The following is a 19,709-nucleotide window of genomic DNA, read 5'->3' as shown; positions in this document are numbered from 1 at the left end:
AAATTCTGACCTGTGCAAAGGTATATTATTTAACTTTGCCAAAATGGGGTTATATCAAAAAAACTATATGAAGAAAGAAATAACTATAATAATAATTCATTTAGCTTTTTGCCTAGGAATACAAGCGCAGAACAATAACTTATCATTGATGAACCCACAATCTGAAATGTGGGCTGATAGTATCCTCAATACTATGACCTTGAACGAAAAGATAGGTCAGTTATTTATAGCATCAGTTCCTTCAAACTGGAATAAAAAACAGGGGGAAGATTTAGAAAGATTAATAGAACAACACAATATAGGTGGAATTATATTTTTTAAGGGAGATATAAAAGATCAGGCTGTTCTGACAAATAAAATAAGAGAAAAATCTAAACATCCTCTATTTGTATCAATAGATGCGGAATGGGGATTGAGTATGCGTTTAAATGGCGCTTTTGCTTATCCTTGGGCTATGACATTGGGGGCTATCAATGGGGAGGATCTCATATATAAAATGGGAAAGCGTATAGCCTATCACTGCAGACTACTAGGTGTTAATATAAATTTTGCTCCTGTTGCAGATATAAATACCAACCCTAAAAACCCAGTTATAGGTAATAGATCCTTTGGTAGCGATAAAGAAAATGTATCTAAGAAATGTATAGCCTATGTAAAAGGATTACAAGAAATAGGAGTAATAGCTAGCGCAAAACACTTCCCAGGACATGGAAATACCTCTAAAGATTCACATGTTACATTACCCGTTATAGATCACGATAGAGATCATTTAGAACATGTGGAATTATACCCTTTTAAAAAATCTATAGACGCAGGAATTTTATCTGTAATGATAGGACATTTAAGTGTTCCTTCTCTGGATAAAACCATGCCTTCATCTCTTTCTAAAGAGATAATTAACAATATGTTAAAAAATGAAATGGCATTTGGAGGATTAGTAGTTACCGATGGCTTAAATATGAAAGCAGTATCTGAATTATATCCCAAAGGGGAATTAGCACTAAAAGCATTTGAGGCGGGAAATGACATCTTATTAATGCCAGATGAAATACCCACTTCTATAGAGGTGATCAGAAAAGCTGTAGAAGAAAAAAAGATATCTGTCCGTGATTTAGAATACAGAGTAAAGAAAATATTAATGGCAAAGCATTTTGCAGGACTCAATAATAAGCAGACAGTAAATACCCAAGGGCTGTATGAAGAGTTAAATTCTCCTCTCGACACTGCTCTTTGCTATGAAATGTTCAAAAAGGCGATTACTGTACTGAAAAATCAAGATGATATACTCCCTTTGAAAAATGTAGATGAAAAAATAGCAATGATACAATTAGATAGAGATGCTTCATCGGAAGAGTTTAAAAATTTCGTCTACAAATACACATCAAAAGTCGATACTTTAAAAGTTGATCAAAAAAATCTACCAGAAGTATTAAAAAAACTAAAAGAGTATTCAAAAGTTTTGATAAGTATTCACAAATCTAGTGAAAATCCATGGAAAAAATACCAAGTGAGCAACTTTGAAAAGGAAGTAATAGATAGAATATCAGAACAAAACAAAGTTATATTAAGCATTTTTGCCAGTCCGTATAGTTTATTAGATTTTCAACAAGTCAAGAAAGTTTCTGCTTTGATATTGGGATATCAAAACACAGATTTTTGTCAAATGTTGGTTCCTCAAGTTATTTTTGGAGCCCAGCCTGCAAGTGGACGATTGCCAGTAGACATAGACGAAGATTTTCCTGTAAACAGCGGTATAGATCTAAAAAGTATAAATAGATTGGGATTTAATTTTCCTACAAATCAAAGATTCGATCACCGTAAACTACTCAAAGTAGATAGTTTGATAAATTCTTCCATACAAGATAGTGTAATGCCTGGATGTCAACTATTAGTAGCTAGAAATGGAGAGATAGTATACGAAAAAGCTTATGGCTATCATACATACGATAAAAAAGTAAAGGTAAAAACCACGGACATATACGATTTAGCATCCATAACCAAGGTAATGTCAACTGGTGTTATCACCATGAAAATGGTAGAGGAAGGAAAAGTAAAATTATTCCAAACCTTAGGAGAGATATTTACTCATATCAATGGCATAAAAAATTCCGATAAGGACACTATAAATATTAGGGAAGCTCTATGTCATTTCTCAAAATTGCCTCCTAGTATAAAATTTTATAGCAAAACCCTTGAAGATGAAAAATTATATTCAAAAAAAAAAAGCAAAGGCTATTCTCTTCAAGTAGCTCAAGAACTATTTATAGCTGATAGTTACAAGGATAGCATCATAAAAAAAATAATGGATTTCCCATTATTAGAAAAAAAAAAATACAAGTATAGCTGTATAATATTTCATTTGATGAAATATCACATAGAACAGGTCTATGGCAAATCTATAGATAGAGTAGCCGATGAATATTTTTACAGTCCAATAGGTTCAAATACACTGACTTATAACCCTTTGAATAAATTTCCCAAAGAGCACATCGTTCCTACAGAAAATGACACTTTGTTTAGGAAACAATTATTGAGAGGCTATGTTCACGATGAAACAGCAGCTCTACAAGGTGGCTTAGGTGGAAATGCAGGATTATTTTCATCGGCTTATGATCTGTCTAAAATGGCTCAGATGTTACTTCAAAGGGGGTATTATGGAGGTAGACAATACATCAATAAATTAGTATTCGATGAATTTAACACCGTGTACTTCGACAGATATGACAATAGGAGAGCCATATGTTTTGATAAACCACCATTAGAACAGGACTACGAAGATAGAATATCTAAATACAGCTTTGGGCATTACGGATATACAGGAACTGTGTTTTGGGCAGATCCCCAAGAAGAGATAGTTTATATATTTTTATCTAATAGAGTGAATCCCACTAGATATCCAAATAAATTATCACAAAAAAATGTCAGGGTTAATCTGAGAAACATCATATATAAATCATTAGAAAAATGGTAGAGATAGAAAAAACCGATGCGTCTACAATACTTAAGTTTAAAACTAAAGATATGCTCTCCATAGATAGGAGTTATACGTTTAACAACGTAGATGAAGCGTCGGCAAGTCCATTGATAAAAAGGATGTTTTTCTTACCTTTTGTAAAGAAAGTTCATGTGTCTCTAAATTTTATAGCCATAGAGAGATACAATATAGTAGAATGGGAAGATGTTCAATATCAGTTGGTAGATATGATAGAAGATTACCTAAAAACAGGTAGAGATATCATTCAAAAAAATGATGTAATAGAAAAAGAACCAGAAAAACAATTTATTTCTATTTATATAGAGAGTACTCCCAATCCAAATGTGATGAAATTTGTAGCTAACAAAATTCTGTTTCAACAATTGTTAGAATACAAGAATATGCAAGAGGCTGAATATTCTCTATTAGCCAAAGAATTATTTTCTTTTCCCTATGTGAAAGAGGTCTTCATGATTGAGAATTACATATCTATAACTAAGGCAAATAATGTGGAATGGATAGAGATAAATGCAGAGTTGAGAAGTTTTATTTTAAATTTTATCAATTCAGGTAAAAGTCTAGTTAGCAAAAAACCTCAAATGAAAAATGGAGAAGTGAGCAATACAAGAGACTCTTCTTCTTTTTCCCAATACGAAAAAGAAATAGAAAAAATACTCGACGAATACATAAAACCCGCTGTGGTTTCAGATGGAGGGAACATACAATTACAGAGCTTTGATGAGGCTACAGGTACGGTATATGTAATTTTACAAGGAGCTTGTAGTGGTTGTCCCTCATCTACAGTTACATTAAAAAGCGGGATAGAGCAGTTGCTAAAAGAGAAAATCTCTCAGGTAAACAGTGTAGAAGCCATATCTGCCTAGTTGCAATTTACAAACTGGACAATACACACGTAAAGTGTGTAAATAAAACAGACACTTTGTGCCATAGTGTCTGTTAAAAACTATATAACTAACCTAAAACTAGCTGAGTCAATACTAAATATTGTGATATTTATTCGGATTTATTTCATTCATAATACTATAGGCCCCCTCGAGTATATCCTCCACCGAAGGCTTGGAGAAATAATCACCATCTGTTCCATAAGCTGGTCTGTGTTCCTTGGCAGTAATTACAACAGGGTTATAATCTAAAAAATTAAATCCTCCTTGTTGATTCAATATATTTTGAAGAATATAAGACGAAGCACCACCTGGAACATCCTCATCTGCTACCATTAACTTATTAGTCTTTTTCAAACTCTCTAAAATATCCTTATCTAAATCCAAAGGAACCAAAGATTGTACATCAATAATTTCTACACTTATTCCAAGTTCATATAATCTCTCACTGGCTTGCACAGCTATGCGACACATAGAACCATATGTCACAAGGGTAATATCCGTACCTTCTCTAATTACCTCTACCTTGCCTATAGGTGTTGTAAAATCTGCAAATGTCTTTGGAACTCTCTCTTTTAAACGATATCCATTAAGAGATTCTATAACCAAAGCTGGTGATTGTGCTTGCAGTAATAAATTATAAAAACCAGCTGCTTTTTGCATGTTTCTAGGAACTAATACATAAATACCCCTTAGAGAATTTATTATAGTCCCCATAGGAGAACCAGAATGCCAAATTCCCTCTAAACGATGCCCTCTGGTCCTAACTATCAAAGGCACTTTTTGCTTGCCATTTGTTCTGTAAAAAGTAGTGGCTAAATCATCGCTCATCATCTGAAGAGCATATAATAGATAATCTAAATACTGTATTTCAGCTATTGGTCTCAAGCCCCTAAGAGCCATTCCTATACCTTGCCCTATGATGGTAGCCTCCCTTATCCCTGTGTCAAAAACCCTACTCTTACCATATTTTTGTTGCAGACCTTCTAAACCCTGATTCACATCTCCTATCTTTCCTACATCTTCTCCAAAGATGATTAGATTATTGTGCTTTGAGAGCAGAGCATCAAAATTATCCCTTAAAATTACTCTTCCATCTACATATGCATCCTCCTGATCATAAACCACTTCTTTGTAAGCTACCTTATAAACACTATCATCATACAAATTAGAATTATACTCTAATTGTATTTTATTCATGTAGTTATCTAGCCAAGATTTTAATTTATCCTTATAATGATTATTATCTCCAGCTAATCTAATTAATGAATTTCTAGCTGCCGATACTAAATCTCTTTTATTAGGTTCCCTATTTGCTCTTATCTCTTGGAATATTACTTTTACAGGATGACCTTCAGCAAGATTTTGAGATAGAGGCCCCATAATATCTAATAGATCATTTCTATGATTAACTATGGAGTCTATATAAAAATCCCAAGCCTTTTTCCTCTGAGCTGTGACATTTTCTTTAGCCTCTTTCTCTATTTTATCTAACTCCTCTGGATTAGATAATGAAATACTATCTCCTTTTTCATCTATGAAATTATAGTTGATTATCCACTCTTTCATCTTGGTAATACAATCAAAATCCTTTTCGAATTTCAATCTTTCATCACTCTTGTATCTCTCGTGAGAACCAGATGTAGAATGCCCTTGTGGTTGAGTTATATCCTCCACGTGAATCAATACGGGAACACTCTCTTGGCGAGCTAATTTTTCAGCCCTAGAATAAGCCTCTATAAGAGCTGGATAATCCCACCCTTTAACCGTTATGATCTCTATACCTTTTTCTGTTTTTGTCCTTTGGAAACCCAATAATGCCTTAGATATACTAGATTTTGCAGTTTGATATTTTACTGGAACAGATATCCCATAACCGTCGTCCCATACAGATACTATCATTGGAACTTGTAAAACTGCAGCTGCATTTATAGTTTCAAAAAAATGCCCTTCTGAAGTACTAGCGTCTCCTATGGTTCCAAAAGCTATTTCATTTCCTCTATTAGAAAATCTCTTCTCATCTCTCAACTCTCTTACATCTCTGTAGACATTAGAGGCTAAAGCCAAACCTAATAACTTTGGCATCTGAGCCGCTGTACAAGATATATCAGAGCTAGAATTTTTTAATTCTATAAGATTTTTGAAGTTTCCATTATCATCTACAATATGGGTAGCATAATGCCCAGGCATCTGCCTGCCTGAAGATGCAGGCTCAAAGGCTATATCGGTATGACCATATAAAGCAGAAAAGACATTCTGTGGTGTCAAAGAACCTATGGCCATCATAAAAGTCTGATCTCTGTAGTATCCAGATCTAAAATCCCCCTTTTTAAAAACCTTTGACATGGCGATCTGTGCCATCTCCTTGCCATCGCCAAATATGCCAAACTTAGCCTTACCGCTCAACACTTCCCTTCTGCCTAAAAGACTTGTAAAACGACTCTCTAACATCAACTTATAATCTTCCAAGATTTCCTTTCTAAAATCTTCAAAAGATATATCAAATGCATCTGACATGTATTGGGAATTAAAAGTGTAAAAAAAGGCAAACAAATTTAAGGAAAATCAATAATAACCTTTGCTCAGCTTAGCAATTATTTTTCCTAAGTTTAAAGTAATTACAAACCTGATATTTTCATAATAATTTTTGGTGAAAATATTTTCCACAATAGAAGATTTCAAAGGGAAATAAAACTCTAAAAAATCCTCTACAAGGTTAAGCCTAATTCCCGTTTCATAAAAGTATTTCTCATTTTGGTTATCCCTCTTTAAATAAGCCAAATCTCCATATAACTCCATCCATTTCCAAAGAGTTATAGTGGTATTTAAACTAGCTATAAATCTATTTGCAAATTCGCTATTTTTAATTTTAAATCCCCCTTCGGATATTATGAATTGTTGACTTAAAAAACCTTCCTTGGCAGACCTTCCAAAATACTTGTGATCGAAGAGGTAATCTCTAGAATTACCCAAAGAAAAACTATAGTAATCATCAGTGGTATTATTGTATAAAAACGCACCTAAATAAACTCTATAAGACACCCTATTATCCTTCATGTATTTTATCCTAGATCTATGATCTAAATGGATATTCACAAACTTTCTTGAAGCTTTCAAATCAAATTCGTAATAGTAATTGTAAAGTATATTGTACTTTCTAAGTGTATATCTTGCGTTAAAAACTTTATCTACATCTACACTTTTTTTTCTCTCTTTTTCTATATACAGATATCTAAGTATAACGTTACTATATAGATTAGTATTGTTCTTTGGAGTATTCAGATTTATCTTGAGTCCGAAACTCTGCCTGAAATAGGGCATGTTAACATCGTAATGTAAATAACTGAAATTGTAATTGGCTTTTATCTCTCTCCAAAAATTATCATTATCAGATATCCAAGAGTATGAAAAAGAACCAACACCACTGAGCTTACTAGTTCCAGAGCTGTAATATGGACGCAAGAGATATTCAAATAAACTAGGAACGACAATCCTGTTATTGTTAATCTCTAAACCTAAAAGCAACTTATCGTAGTTATTCCAATCTAGATTTGGAGTTATAAAGGTCTGATAAGCATCGTGTTTTGTCATATCTCCAAATAACCCTATACTCCATGATCTTTGAAAAAACTTTTTTGGATATATAACATTATCGCTAAAACTATACTCAGAAGTTAAATAAGCATCATTTACTTGTATCTTATCGTAATCGATATTAGGTATGGCCATAGTATTCTTATCACCTGTGGAATTGTAATACCATTTAGAAAAAGATACTTTGTCATCTTTAAAGGCCAAAACCTTAAAAGGAACAGAAATCCCTTTGTTTTTAACACTTATATAAGTGCTATCTCTCATATTTTCCACATGGCTCAATTCAAAATCCATTACGCGTTGAGTGTTTAAGAAATCACCGAAAAACCAATCTGTATTTTTATCAGAATTAGAGAGTAAGGATTTCTTTATCTCTTCTAAATCTGATGACCTATCATGAGGATTTGAGCTGTTGAGTATAAAGTCTTTAAGTGAACGTTGAAATTTATCTTGGCCTAAATAATCCTCTAAATACAAAAAGCCCAAAGCAGCTTTAGATCCTGATATTCCCGACCTATTCAAGAAAGACAAACTGTCTAATGGAGTGCTTATAGGCTGATCTAAACCCTTTCTAGCCATGTATAAATAAGAGAATTTATGTCTTTCATTAAATTTTACATCCGAAAAATGAAAAGAGTTTATAAAAAACCAATTAGAGAGAGCTCCAACTATTTTTTTTCCAGGATAATTCTCTTGAATATACTTTACCTCGAGAAAATTTAAAATACCCTTGTATATCCAAGAGTTTTTTCTATAGTCTATGTCCATTATCTCTTTGAGATACTTGGAAGCTATTGCTTTAAAAATTTTAATATCCCATAAAAACTCATCGGAAAAGGCCTTTAAAAAAGAAATTACTTCCACCCCTAAAAAACCTTGATCTTTTAAATCTTTTTTATTTATTAATATTTTTCGATCACCTAAGGGCAGCAAATGTCTTGCTAAAAATTTGATGTGATTTTCTAAAAAAAATATTTTTTTATCATACTCCACCTCATTATTACTGAATTCGGTCAGTATAGTTTTATCATCTATTTTATAATTAGCGAATTCAATCTTACTTTTTTTTGGGAAAAGGACAAACTCTATCTCTTTCTCTTTAGGCGAACTGAGATTATAAACTTTACTATTTCCTGATTCGTAAACTGATTTTTCACTTAAATTAGAATGGAGTTCCCAATCTTTTGGAATACTGAAAGAAACATCATATTCCGAAGATAAAATAGAAATATCTTCTTCCATCTTCCTAGAATAATACACCCACTGGTCACCTATAAAACTAGATAAATAGAAATTAGTATACTTTAAGTGCCATTTATCCTCGTATATTCCGTACTCAGTGTATTTAGAATCTGGAACTTTTACAACATATGACAACTCGAATTCTATGCTATCTCCTTCAATTAAGGATTCAGAGAGTTTTATCTCTAAAACATCTGGGTGATCTTTTAAAAAGTTATAACTCTCAATTTTAGAATTATCTATTTTCAAATCGATTACATCCCCCTGTGATTCGTATTTAGACCAATACAAATCATCCTTTTCTGCAAATATTCTCTCATTGGCAAATGGGGTATTGTTCTTTACAGAATTCACCCAAGAATACAAATAGATATAATTTAGAGTTTTTGGATAAATATTTTTGAATTTAACCTTTTGATTATAGGAGAGTTTTTTTTTCTCAACATCAGCCTCTACGACTATCTTATTAGATAAATTCCCATTCTGGGAATATGAATTTTTGAAGAGAATAAAATAAAAGAATACAAAAAGTAGACTTTTGAAACAATTAAATAATTTGTCCACACGCTCTATACTCATCTATAAATACCATATTTCTTAACATAGAAAGATTTAATAATTTATATCCCCCTTCTACTCATCTCTTTTTCTATTAGATCCAACTCTCTGCTACTCTGTCCAGATACAGAAGTATTTTCCTCTGCACGCCTTATCAAATAAGGTATTACATCTCTTACAGGACCAAAAGGCATATATTTAGCAACATTATACCCAGATTTTGATAAATTAAAACTTATGTGATCTCCCATTCCGTACAACTGTCCAAACCAAACTCTCTTATCATCTGAGCTTATATTTAATTCCTTCATTTTCATCAATATATCCAAAGTGCTCTCTTCATTATGAGTTCCTGCAAATAGATATAATTTATTTATGTTGTCTAATACGTAACCTACAGCTCTGTTATATAAATCATCTGAGGCTTTTTTATCCTCATTTATAGGAGAGATATAATTCTTCCTCTTGGCTCTTTCTCTCTCTTTTTCCATATAAGCTCCTCTCACTATTTTAACACCTACTATAAAACCCTCTTTCTCTGCCTTTTCATGTAAATACTTGAGATATTCAAATCTGTCTTTCCTATACATCTGTAAGGTGCCATAAACCAAAGGCTTTTCCCTATTGTACTTTTGCATAAGCTTCTCTACTAATTTATCAGAAGCCCCTTGTATCCAACTCTCCTCAGCATCTATCATTACAAAGACGTTAAAATACTTAGCCGCATCACAAATTTTATAATGTCTCTCTACTATAAGATCCCATTCTTTTTGTTCTGAACTACTGAGCTCACTTTTTTCTGTCACCTTCTTATATATGTCAAAGCTCCCAATACCTGTGGGCTTAAACACCACAAAAGGTATCTCTACCCTATCTTTAGCATATTCTATGATCTCTATAGTAACATTGACTGTTCTATCAAAAGATGCATTATTACTCTTACCCTCCACAGAGTAATCAAGTATAGAACACACCTTAGCATTATATATTTTATCTATGTTTTTTTGACAATCATTCTTTGTGCGCCCACCACAAAATTGATTGAACACAGATATCTTTACCAAATATTCTATAATAGGAATCCTTATCTTTAAGGCTATAAGAGCTATCTTAGATAATAAGTTTACTAGCTTATACCTCTTTATTATCCTGAATATATAATACGACTTTTTTAATTGAGCATTACTTTTTATCTCAAATGCAGTTTTGGTGTCATCGAACCTAATCATAGCATTTTTTTATTAAAATCATTCATAGTTTTTGACAATCCAAACTTTAAAAAACTCTTTACAGCTAAAACAGATTTTTTGACACCCTCTTTTAATTCTTCTATCTCATGGAGATCCCACTTACCCAATACGTGATCTATCTGAGAGCCCTTTAGAAAATCATTACCCACCCCAAACCTAAACCTAGGATATTCTGTAGTGTTTAAAAACTCTTCTATACTACCAAGACCATTATGCCCACCACTGCTACCCTTAGTTTTTAATCTAAAACGACCAAATGGCAAGAATATATCGTCTGTGATAATTAAAATGTTTTCTAGATCTATCTTTTTTTTTCCCATCCAATACCTGACAGACTTTCCGCTCATATTCATATAAGTAGAAGGCTTAAGTAAAACTACACTATTACTCGAGTAGGTAAATGTGGATATGAGACCTAATTTCTGTACAGAGAAATCAGAGCTGAACTCTCGGGCTACCTCATCTAAAATAGTAAAACCTATATTGTGCCTGGTGCCACTATACTTGTCTCCTATATTTCCTAGACCTACTATTAAAAATCTCATTTATATACAAGAGAATCATAAAAATAAATGAGCCCCCTAGTAAAATAGAACAGAGGGACTCTTTTAACACATAAAGCCGTAGTTCTACCTACAGATAAACCTTTATTTAGATTTAGATTTACTTTTCTTATCAGCCTCGGCTGCTTTCTTAGCAGTATTAGCCACACGAGAAGTTTTAATCTTTACCACAATATTCTTTTTAGAAGATAGAATTTCATTTTGCCCCATAGATAAATCACCAACAGATACGCTATCTCCTATATTCAAATCTGATATGTCTATCTCTATGGATTCTGGTAGATTGTTTACAAATCCTTTTACAGGTAATTTTCTCAAACGTTTTACTAGTATCCCCCCTTGCATAACCCCAACAGATTTGCCCTTAGTTATTATAGGTAATTCAACAATTACTGGTTTACCATCTCTCACCTCGATAAAATCTATATGTAAAATTTTATCAGTTACAGGGTGAAATTGAATATCCTGCATCACAGCTTCAATTTTTTCATCGTCTAACTGCACATTTGTGATATAAGAATTAGGAGTGTAAACCAATTCTTTAAAATTTTTCTCTTCTGAAGAAAAATAATAGGTTTTTTCACCACCATAAATAACACAAGGCACTTGATCCTCTTTACGCAACAGCCTACTAGCTGATTTCCCTAAATCTCCCCTTTTTTTGCCATTTATTGTTAATGTTTTCATTTTTAGTATAGAAATTATTGATATGTATTATGAAATAAAATTTTATTTATAGAACTCTGCATGTGTACCCCTTTCATGACTGTAGAAAAAATATTTGCACACGAAATTACTTTTATTTTTGGAGATTCCATCCTGAGAGGTATAGAATCTGTAACTATAAGTTCCTCAATACATGAGGATTCTAAATTCTCATATGCATTGCTAGAAAGTATAGGATGTGTAGCTATAGCTCTAACACTTTTAGCCCCTTTTTCTAACATTTTATCAGCAACTTTAGATAGAGTTCCAGCTGTGTCTACCATATCGTCTACTATGATGATATTTTTATTTTCCACATCACCTATCATAGATATATTTTTCACAACATTAGCTTTTTCTCTCTGCTTGTACGACACTATAACATCACAATTCATAGTATCAGCATATGCATAAGCCCTCTTAGCTCCTCCCATATCAGGAGATGCCATAGCTAAATTATCTAGATTTAAAGACTTTAGATATGGTAAGAATATAGCAAATGAGAATATGTGATCTACAGGTATTTCAAAAAAACCTTGTATCTGATCAGCATGTAAATCCATAGTTATAATACGATCAGCCCCTGCCTTGGATATTAAATTAGCGACTAATTTAGCGCCTATAGGAGATCTAGGTTTATCTTTTCTATCTTGTCTAGCCCATCCAAAATAAGGGATGACAACATTTATTTTTCTAGCAGATGCCCTCTTTGCAGAATCTATCATAAGTAATAATTCCATGAGATTATCGGCTGGAGGAATAGTCGAACAAATTATAAAAACTCTCTTGCCTCTAATAGTCTCGTCATACGACAAGCTAAACTCTCCATCTTCAAATTTGGTGAATGTAACCTTTTCTAAGTCACTTCCATACTCATTTGCAATCTCAGTGGCCAAAGTCTGACTAACACTGCACGAAAAAATACTTACATCCATAAAACTTACTGAATTTTCATCTTAAAATATAAATACTGAAATCAGACATTTTTTTAACGCCCAAAGTTAATAGTTTTTTGACGTTGTTATTAAACTTTGCAGAGAAAATATTTGAAAGATTACCCTTTTAACTTGAAAAAACTCTCAAATGATATGATAACTACTTTATTTGGGAATATTTTTAGTAGAAGTAAAAGGAATTGTAGATGAAAAATAAATACGAATCTAAATAAAAAGTGAAAACACGTTTGAAAATTTTTACAGCATTTAAAAATAGGTTCAAGACAACTTAAGAGGTGTTTTTTTTACATCATTTTATCAAATCAAATATACAAATTTTCATATGATAGTTAAATCTCCATTCACATTCTTTTAAACTAAATTAGATTAATAAATTGCGTAATAAAAACAGCTAAAAGGCTTGAAACAACTGGGTTAAAAGATAGTTATATCGGCAGTTGCTTGAGTAGGTATTTCTAACTTACTCAAGCTGTTTTTTTTTTACAATTTGTCTCCTCAATATCCAAGCAAAATAGTCGTAAAATACACCTAAATTTTACCTTCTAAATTCTTGAACGAATTATACACTTATCTTTCATAGATAACATAAGGGTTTACACGCATATAAATTTACCTTAAGTTGTCTTGAACCTAAAAATATTTAGCAAGAATATTTTTTGATATAAAAATTATACTTTTGTGGAGTCTTGTACTAAAAACCGAAGTTAAAAATATTAAAAAATATAAACTTGATAAAAATGAAAAAAATATTGTTTGTTTCCTGTATACTAATCAGTAATACTTTCTTATTTGCACAGTTCACACAAGAAAATGACAAAGGAGCTCTAATAGAGTTTGATACCGAAATGATAGATTACGGAACTATTGACAAAGGGGCTAGTGGAGTTAGATATTTCAACTTCACCAACAAAGGAAGTAGCCCTTTGATAATATCTGATGTTAAAAGCTCTTGTGGATGTACTGTTCCTACTCCTTCCAAAGAGCCTGTTATGCCTGGGAAATCTGGGAAAATAGAAGTTTCATATGACACTCATAGAATCGGAGTTTTTAACAAACACTTGACTGTAATTTCTAATTCTCAAGACAGAGATAAAATATTTTTGAATATAAAAGGAGAAGTATTAGCACCTAAAGAAGGTGATGAGAAAAAGAAAAAGAATTAATTGACAAAATTATTTCTCATCTATTAGGGTTTCTTTTGTAAAACATAAGTTATAGAAGAAAATTCTCCAGTAAAAAGTGCTTTAAAGTTTGATAAAAATCCAATTAACAAACCCATTAGAGCACTTCCTTTTTTATTCCTTTCGCTCAATATGCTCACGTAAAACGAATCAAATAACATAGCTTTAGTTTCGAGCAGTTCCATATTCTTGAAAACTCGGTTTATTGATTCCCTAGAAAAATGATACGAATGCCTTGGCACATCATAACCAGCCCAAAAACTCTTGTAAAATGATGCATCAAAACACTTGTAATTTGGCACAGCTATAAATAGTGCCCCATTGGGCTTTAATATCCTATTTAAATGAAAAACTGTGTTGTCTAAATCATCGGTTATGTGTTCGAGTGAATGCCAAAGAGTAACCACATCAAATTTGGAATCTTCAAAAACAGATAGATCAGAAGTTAGAAATAATTCGTCTTTTTCTATTTTTACCTTCTCGTCTTTACCAAATATTCTCTCCGCTTGTAATATTGGTTCTAATCCGTTTATCTTCCAGCCTTTTGCCTTGCATTCCCTTATAAAATCACCCGTTGCGCAACCTATGTCTAATATGACTCTATCACCACGAAATTCATTTATCCACTTAATCTTTCTTTGAGTAGAAAAGGTTTTAACCATTGAATAAACACGTTCAAATAAAGTGCTATTCTTATTATTATGTGAAATATACCCTTTACTATTATAATATTCCTCTATCCTAGATAGAGGAATATTTTCCGTAAATAAAAAGTCTGACTCCAAGTCCTTTCTCAATGAGAAATACTCTCCACTAACTAAAAAATCTTTACAAACTATATATGGATCAGAATCAGGATTCAAGTCTAAAAAATATTTTTCCCTTATAATTAATTCTTAGATGCCATTTTATCTGCCATAACAAGCGCATTGTAAGCGTTTACAATTTTTCCAGATACTGAAATACTAGATAGATTAGTATCAGTTATTAATTCATTGTTTGGAATCTCGCTAGATTTAAAGGGAAGCGCTACCTTAATATCCACATCAGTGCCCGAATTCATCAATATATGCTTTACTTGCTTTGCCGATAGAGAAGGATAATATGAACGAATTAGCGATGCTACGCCTGCAACTGTAGGAGCAGCCATAGACGTTCCTGAAAAAAACTGATAATTATCTCTTGGAGTAGTCGAATATATCTCAACTCCAGGAGCGAATACATCCACATTTTTTTTGCCATAATTAGTAAATACAGCTAATAGATTTTTATTATAATCTATTGATGTAGCCCCAACAGTTATAAAATTATTCGAAATTTCGTTTGTTAAATCCTTAGAATCATTTGGATATGTATGTTCTATATCTATATTAAGCGCACTATTACCAGCTGCATTAACTAATATAACATCGTGTTTTTCAGCATATTTGATAGCATCAAAAACCCATTGCTTGTTTGGAGAATGAGATTTACCAAAACTCATATTTATAACCTTAGCCCCATTGTCAACAGCATAACGAATTGCAAGAGCTACATCCTTATCGTATTCATCTCCATCGGGAACAGCACGAACGGTCATTATCTCCACATTGTCAGCTATACCATCTATCCCCTTCCCATTATTTCTAGTCGCTGATATTATACCGGCCACATGAGTTCCATGAGATTCTTTATCCTTGAAACCTATGACGTCATTATTGCCGTAATTCTTGTCTTCGATATCATATACATTATCCCCCACTATAGCCCTTCCATTAAAGTTTAAAACGTAATGCTTAGAACCATAATATTCCATAACCCTATGAATATGCTTTTCCAAAGACTCTATATCTAATTGAGAATCTAACTCTAAAAGAGTATTTAAAACCTTACTCGCCTTTACTATATCGTAGTCATTGGACTTTAATTTCTTCAAATCAAAAACAGAAAAATTGTCTACATTCAAAACCTTAGAAATGATTTTTTTGTACTTTTCAACATCTTCTAATTTTTCTCTTTGTAAATCAAATGAGACTTGATTTCTTACTTGCTTTGTCAATACTTCATCTTTCAATTTGGAATACTCATTAAAATCAGCAATATCTCCTAAGGGGATGTCCTTGTATTCTTTGTCTTTAAAACGATCGTGCATATTGCTTACAATTCTAGTCATCTCTAATTGCTCTAAATAAGAATTCCCTTTGTCACTGCCTAAAAAATTCCATCCGTTTATATCGTCGACAAATCCATTTTTATCATCATCGATATTATTATTTGGAATTTCTTTTTTATTGACCCATATGACATCTTTTAAATCCTCGTGTTCTATGTCTACACCACTGTCTATAACACCGACTATTACCTTTTTACCTTTCTTGTTTTTTAGAAACTCGTAAGCCTTATCTAAACTAATTCCTGGAATATTATCAGTTTTTAAATCTTTGTGAGACCAACTTTTGAAACCTATATCGTCTATCAGGTCAACACTATTTGAAATTACTTCTGGTTTGGTTTTAACAGAGATCTTACTCGAAGTACAAGCTGTTATAACTGTTATAATAATTGAGATTGATAAAAATGGTAAAATGCTAATTTTCATATGTAGAAATAATTTTAAAATTGAATATTATGTAAATGAGAAAACAACTACAATAGTTACTTCTATTATAATTTCATTAAGTAATTTTGCAAAACTAGTCAGAATTTGATATAAAGCAAAATATTTATTCAATCACTTCGGGACAGATCCTCTATACCAAATGCAGATTCAAATCATCTCAAGCCCGCATTTCTTCAGTGGAGAAATAGAAATAATAAAAGGTCTACTAGAAGAAAATTTAGATGTGCTCTACATTAGAAAACCCCAAAGCGACAGAAAAACTTTAAGTTTATTTTTATCTAAAATTCCCCAAAAATGGCATTACAAAATAATGATTCCTTATTCTGAAGGCTTAGAGGATTTGGAAGATTTAAGATATATAAGAGGCTTTCATTTCAATAAAAAATCCATAGATGATTTAAAAGGGTGTTTTGAATCAAAAGTCAATTATCTGCACAAAATGAATAAGAGAACTTCTACGGGAATACACCTACCAAAGAACTTATCTGAGTTGCCTGAAAACATAGGAGATATATGGCTTAGTCCAGTGTTTAAAAGTATATCAAAACAAAATTATCTTCCAACTGTAAATTGGAATCCTATAAAATTAAATCTCCCCTTAGAAAGGGTAGTGGCCCTAGGAGGTGTAAACCAAAATAACATAGACGAACTAAAAACAAGAGGGTTTAAAAAACTCGCTCTCATGGGAGCCATATGGACTTCTAATAATCAAATAAAAACTTTTAAGGATATAAAAAAACTATGCCTAGAAAAAGACCTTTTGTCCTAACCATAGCTGGATTAGATCCATCTGCTTCAGCAGGTGTTTACTCCGATATTAAAACTTTTGAATCTCTAAAAGTGTACGGCTTAGCCGTTCCAACGGCCAACACCCTGCAGACCGAAAAAGATTTTATAAAGGCAAATTGGATTCCAACAGAACAAATAATAGAACAATTACAGCTCATACTCGATAATTACTCAATAAAGTTTGCCAAAATAGGAATTGTAGAAGATTTACAAATACTCACTAAAATAATTGATATCATCTACGATAAGGGCATTAATATAATTTTAGATCCAATTTTAAAATCCAGCAGCGGCTTTTCTTTTCATAAAGAAGATAATTATAGACAACTGATAGATGTTTTTGGTAAATGTTTTTTGATAACACCTAATTACAATGAAATTACAAGTCTTTTTGAACATGGTGATATAGAATCTGAAGTTCTAGAGTTGAGTAAAAAAACAAATATCCTTATAAAAGGAGGACACAACATCTCGAACATAGGAAGAGACTTTTTATATTCTAAGGACAAAAAATACACCTTCGCTCCAAAAAAGACTGATATTACAGAAAAACACGGATCTGGATGTGTCTTTTCAGCAGCAGTCACAGCATATTTATCCAGAGGATTTTCACTACACAGATCCTGTCTTAAAGCAAAGAGTTATACCGAGCGCTTTTTAAATAGCAACAAATCCTTATTGGGCTGGCATAAATAAAATTAATGTCACTTGATATGCTCTAAATTAAAGACACTATCCCTTAAAGTGTGTAAAGATACCTTTTAATTTTTCTCATTTTTAATCTTTATTTTGGCGAGAAGCCCTACTTAAAGAGAGCTAAAACGATTTAAATTCCTAAGCAGAGCCTTTATTCAAAAGGCAGCTAAAACAGCTGTGACTATTGCAAATAGGGATGATTTTGCACTCCTATTTTAATACCTATAAACTCACATTTTCCTAAAGAAACCTTTAGAAAAAGAAATACTTAGGCGGTGGATTTTTCGATAGAAAAATAACAACCAGAATCCTTGTTTACACATTTTTTAGGACAGTGTCAAATTAAACACCATCTAACATAGCCTTTATACCTGGCAACTTTTTACCCTCCAAAAATTCTAACATAGCTCCTCCACCAGTTGATATATAACTCATGTTATTTTCATGACCATTTTTTTTCACAGACGCTATAGAATCGCCCCCTCCAATTAAAGAAAAAGCTCCGTTTTTTGTAGCATTCACTATGATTTCACTCAAAGTGTCTGTTCCTACAGAAAATTTTTCAAATTCAAAAACCCCTACAGGACCGTTCCAAAGTATTGTCTTAGAGTTAATTATAACCTCTTTAAACAATTCTATACTCTTTGGGCCTATATCCAAACCTTGCCAAGTGTCTTCTATTTCACCTGTATTGGCAATTTTAGTATTCGCTTGATTAGAAAAACTATCAGCTATTACAGAATCAACAGGTAAATATAGTTTTACATTTTTCTCCTTTGCAGCTTCTATAACATCTAAAGCAATACTTAGATTCTCTTGCTCATATATAGATTCACCTATTTGACCACCTTGGGCTTTCCAAAATGTATAGGTCATCCCTCCTCCTATAATCAAATTGTCTACAGTGTCTAACATCTTGTTTATTATAGGCATCTTAGTAGAAATCTTAGCGCCTCCTATTATAGCAGTAATAGGCTTTTCTCCTGTCTTCAAAACTTTTTCTAAACTATGTATCTCTCTCTCTACAAGGTATCCAAAGTATTTATTCGCATCGAAAAACTGAACTATAGTCGTAACAGACGCGTGCGCTCTATGAATAGCTCCAAAGGCATCATTTATATAAACATCAGCTAAATCAGCTAGTTCTTTAGCAAATGACAAATCTCCTGCTTCTTCACCTTTGTGAAACCTTAAATTTTCTAAAAGTAAAACCTGACCACCTTTTAATAACGAAGATTTCTCCTTTGCCTCACATCCTATACAATTATTAGAAAATAAGACCTTCATCCCTAACTCTTGTTCCAAACAAGGTAAAATATGATGTAAAGACAGTTTATCTTCTACTCCTTTTGGTCTACCTAAATGAGACATAATAATCACAGATCCATTATCTGATAACACCTTTTTTATAGTGGGTATGGAAGACTTAATCCTACTGTTATCTGTAACCCTAGAATTATTATCTAAAGGCACGTTGAAATCTACTCTTATAAGTACTTTTTTGTCGTTAAAATTAACTGTATCTATTGTATTCATTGAAAATCTAATAACTGTAATAACAAAGCGAAATTATTGAAGATTTTTTCAAAATCAATGTACTTTGTAAAAAGATTATCAACTAAATTAAAATACTTCAAAAATACTTCAGTGGTATCATAGTCACAGATCGTGACTTTAGGTTAAAACCCTTAGTATTTTAC

Annotated in this window: 14 protein-coding genes; 5 read left to right on the top strand and 9 right to left on the bottom strand. The window is 32.2% G+C overall.

Annotated features, from left to right (window positions below; translation table 11 throughout):
• The first annotated feature begins 67 nt into the window (after nucleotides 1-67).
• Nucleotides 68-2,971 carry a glycoside hydrolase family 3 N-terminal domain-containing protein gene (locus JBKA6_RS04980; protein WP_172843106.1) on the top strand — a complete coding sequence of 968 codons (2,904 nt, stop codon included), beginning with the start codon at nucleotides 68-70 and terminating at the stop codon, nucleotides 2,969-2,971.
• The gene (locus tag JBKA6_RS04975) at nucleotides 2,965-3,858 is read left to right on the top strand and encodes a NifU family protein (RefSeq protein WP_096686457.1); all 894 of its coding nucleotides are present in this window, start codon (nucleotides 2,965-2,967) and stop codon (nucleotides 3,856-3,858) included. Before JBKA6_RS04980 ends, JBKA6_RS04975 begins: the two co-directional genes overlap by 7 nt.
• Nucleotides 3,859-3,972: 114 nt before the next feature.
• Here the strand turns inward: JBKA6_RS04975 and JBKA6_RS04970 are convergent, their stop codons facing one another.
• The 6 genes from JBKA6_RS04970 to JBKA6_RS04945 form a co-directional block, all read right to left on the bottom strand.
• The gene (locus tag JBKA6_RS04970) at nucleotides 3,973-6,393 is read right to left on the bottom strand and encodes an alpha-ketoacid dehydrogenase subunit alpha/beta (RefSeq protein WP_096686455.1); all 2,421 of its coding nucleotides are present in this window, start codon (nucleotides 6,391-6,393) and stop codon (nucleotides 3,973-3,975) included.
• 48 nt (nucleotides 6,394-6,441) lie between these two features.
• A complete protein-coding gene (locus JBKA6_RS04965) occupies nucleotides 6,442-9,291 on the bottom strand; it encodes a gluzincin family metallopeptidase (protein ID WP_096686453.1) in 2,850 nt (949 codons plus the stop codon).
• Nucleotides 9,292-9,332: 41 nt separating this feature from the next.
• The gene (locus JBKA6_RS04960; protein ID WP_096686451.1) at nucleotides 9,333-10,499 is read right to left on the bottom strand and encodes a proline dehydrogenase family protein; all 1,167 of its coding nucleotides are present in this window, start codon (nucleotides 10,497-10,499) and stop codon (nucleotides 9,333-9,335) included.
• Nucleotides 10,496-11,065 carry an aminoacyl-tRNA hydrolase gene (gene pth, locus JBKA6_RS04955; RefSeq protein ID WP_096686449.1) on the bottom strand — a complete coding sequence of 190 codons (570 nt, stop codon included), beginning with the start codon at nucleotides 11,063-11,065 and terminating at the stop codon, nucleotides 10,496-10,498. Before pth ends, JBKA6_RS04960 begins: the two co-directional genes overlap by 4 nt.
• A gap of 102 nt (nucleotides 11,066-11,167) precedes the next feature.
• On the bottom strand, nucleotides 11,168-11,770 hold the full coding sequence (locus JBKA6_RS04950) for a 50S ribosomal protein L25/general stress protein Ctc (protein WP_096686447.1): 603 nt from the start codon (nucleotides 11,768-11,770) through the stop codon (nucleotides 11,168-11,170).
• Between the two features lie 14 nt (nucleotides 11,771-11,784).
• Nucleotides 11,785-12,723, bottom strand: coding sequence for a ribose-phosphate pyrophosphokinase (locus JBKA6_RS04945; protein ID WP_096686445.1), 939 nt, complete (start codon nucleotides 12,721-12,723; stop codon nucleotides 11,785-11,787).
• Between the two features lie 758 nt (nucleotides 12,724-13,481).
• On the opposite strand from JBKA6_RS04945, the gene JBKA6_RS04940 reads away from it, so the two are divergent.
• Nucleotides 13,482-13,907, top strand: coding sequence for a DUF1573 domain-containing protein (locus JBKA6_RS04940; RefSeq protein ID WP_096686443.1), 426 nt, complete (start codon nucleotides 13,482-13,484; stop codon nucleotides 13,905-13,907).
• 23 nt (nucleotides 13,908-13,930) lie between these two features.
• Here the strand turns inward: JBKA6_RS04940 and JBKA6_RS04935 are convergent, their stop codons facing one another.
• The gene (locus JBKA6_RS04935) at nucleotides 13,931-14,788 is read right to left on the bottom strand and encodes a class I SAM-dependent methyltransferase (protein WP_096686441.1); all 858 of its coding nucleotides are present in this window, start codon (nucleotides 14,786-14,788) and stop codon (nucleotides 13,931-13,933) included.
• 26 nt (nucleotides 14,789-14,814) lie between these two features.
• Complete coding sequence (locus tag JBKA6_RS04930) at nucleotides 14,815-16,503, bottom strand: S8 family peptidase (RefSeq protein WP_096686439.1); 1,689 nt, start codon at nucleotides 16,501-16,503, stop codon at nucleotides 14,815-14,817.
• A 160-nt stretch (nucleotides 16,504-16,663) separates the two neighbouring features.
• Here JBKA6_RS04930 and JBKA6_RS04925 point away from each other — a divergent pair, with 160 nt between their 5' ends.
• Together JBKA6_RS04925 and JBKA6_RS04920 are read left to right on the top strand one after the other, a co-directional pair.
• The gene (locus tag JBKA6_RS04925) at nucleotides 16,664-17,293 is read left to right on the top strand and encodes a beta/alpha barrel domain-containing protein (protein WP_096686437.1); all 630 of its coding nucleotides are present in this window, start codon (nucleotides 16,664-16,666) and stop codon (nucleotides 17,291-17,293) included.
• Nucleotides 17,266-18,009, top strand: a complete 744-nt coding sequence (locus tag JBKA6_RS04920; RefSeq protein ID WP_096686435.1) for a hydroxymethylpyrimidine/phosphomethylpyrimidine kinase — start codon at nucleotides 17,266-17,268, stop codon at nucleotides 18,007-18,009. Before JBKA6_RS04925 ends, JBKA6_RS04920 begins: the two co-directional genes overlap by 28 nt.
• 342 nt (nucleotides 18,010-18,351) lie before the next feature.
• Here the strand turns inward: JBKA6_RS04920 and JBKA6_RS04915 are convergent, their stop codons facing one another.
• Nucleotides 18,352-19,545 carry a phosphoglycerate kinase gene (locus JBKA6_RS04915; protein ID WP_096686433.1) on the bottom strand — a complete coding sequence of 398 codons (1,194 nt, stop codon included), beginning with the start codon at nucleotides 19,543-19,545 and terminating at the stop codon, nucleotides 18,352-18,354.
• Between the last annotated feature and the right edge of the window lie 164 nt (nucleotides 19,546-19,709).

The sequence above is a fragment of the Ichthyobacterium seriolicida genome, assembly GCF_002369955.1.
Classification (GTDB): domain Bacteria; phylum Bacteroidota; class Bacteroidia; order Flavobacteriales; family Ichthyobacteriaceae; genus Ichthyobacterium; species Ichthyobacterium seriolicida.
Note: the sequence above shows the minus strand (reverse complement) of the source record. Positions and strands in the feature narration are given on the sequence as shown.

Coding starts and splice junctions, on each gene's coding strand:
- JBKA6_RS04965 (WP_096686453.1), bottom strand. CDS start 9,291: ATGAGTATAGAGCGTGTGGACAAATTATTTAATTGTTTCAAAAGTCTA.
- JBKA6_RS04975 (WP_096686457.1), top strand. CDS start 2,965: ATGGTAGAGATAGAAAAAACCGATGCGTCTACAATACTTAAGTTTAAA.
- JBKA6_RS04930 (WP_096686439.1), bottom strand. CDS start 16,503: ATGAAAATTAGCATTTTACCATTTTTATCAATCTCAATTATTATAACA.
- JBKA6_RS04940 (WP_096686443.1), top strand. CDS start 13,482: ATGAAAAAAATATTGTTTGTTTCCTGTATACTAATCAGTAATACTTTC.
- JBKA6_RS04915 (WP_096686433.1), bottom strand. CDS start 19,545: ATGAATACAATAGATACAGTTAATTTTAACGACAAAAAAGTACTTATA.
- pth (WP_096686449.1), bottom strand. CDS start 11,065: ATGAGATTTTTAATAGTAGGTCTAGGAAATATAGGAGACAAGTATAGT.
- JBKA6_RS04945 (WP_096686445.1), bottom strand. CDS start 12,723: ATGGATGTAAGTATTTTTTCGTGCAGTGTTAGTCAGACTTTGGCCACT.
- JBKA6_RS04925 (WP_096686437.1), top strand. CDS start 16,664: ATGCAGATTCAAATCATCTCAAGCCCGCATTTCTTCAGTGGAGAAATA.
- JBKA6_RS04960 (WP_096686451.1), bottom strand. CDS start 10,499: ATGATTAGGTTCGATGACACCAAAACTGCATTTGAGATAAAAAGTAAT.
- JBKA6_RS04950 (WP_096686447.1), bottom strand. CDS start 11,770: ATGAAAACATTAACAATAAATGGCAAAAAAAGGGGAGATTTAGGGAAA.
- JBKA6_RS04970 (WP_096686455.1), bottom strand. CDS start 6,393: ATGTCAGATGCATTTGATATATCTTTTGAAGATTTTAGAAAGGAAATC.
- JBKA6_RS04920 (WP_096686435.1), top strand. CDS start 17,266: ATGCCTAGAAAAAGACCTTTTGTCCTAACCATAGCTGGATTAGATCCA.
- JBKA6_RS04980 (WP_172843106.1), top strand. CDS start 68: ATGAAGAAAGAAATAACTATAATAATAATTCATTTAGCTTTTTGCCTA.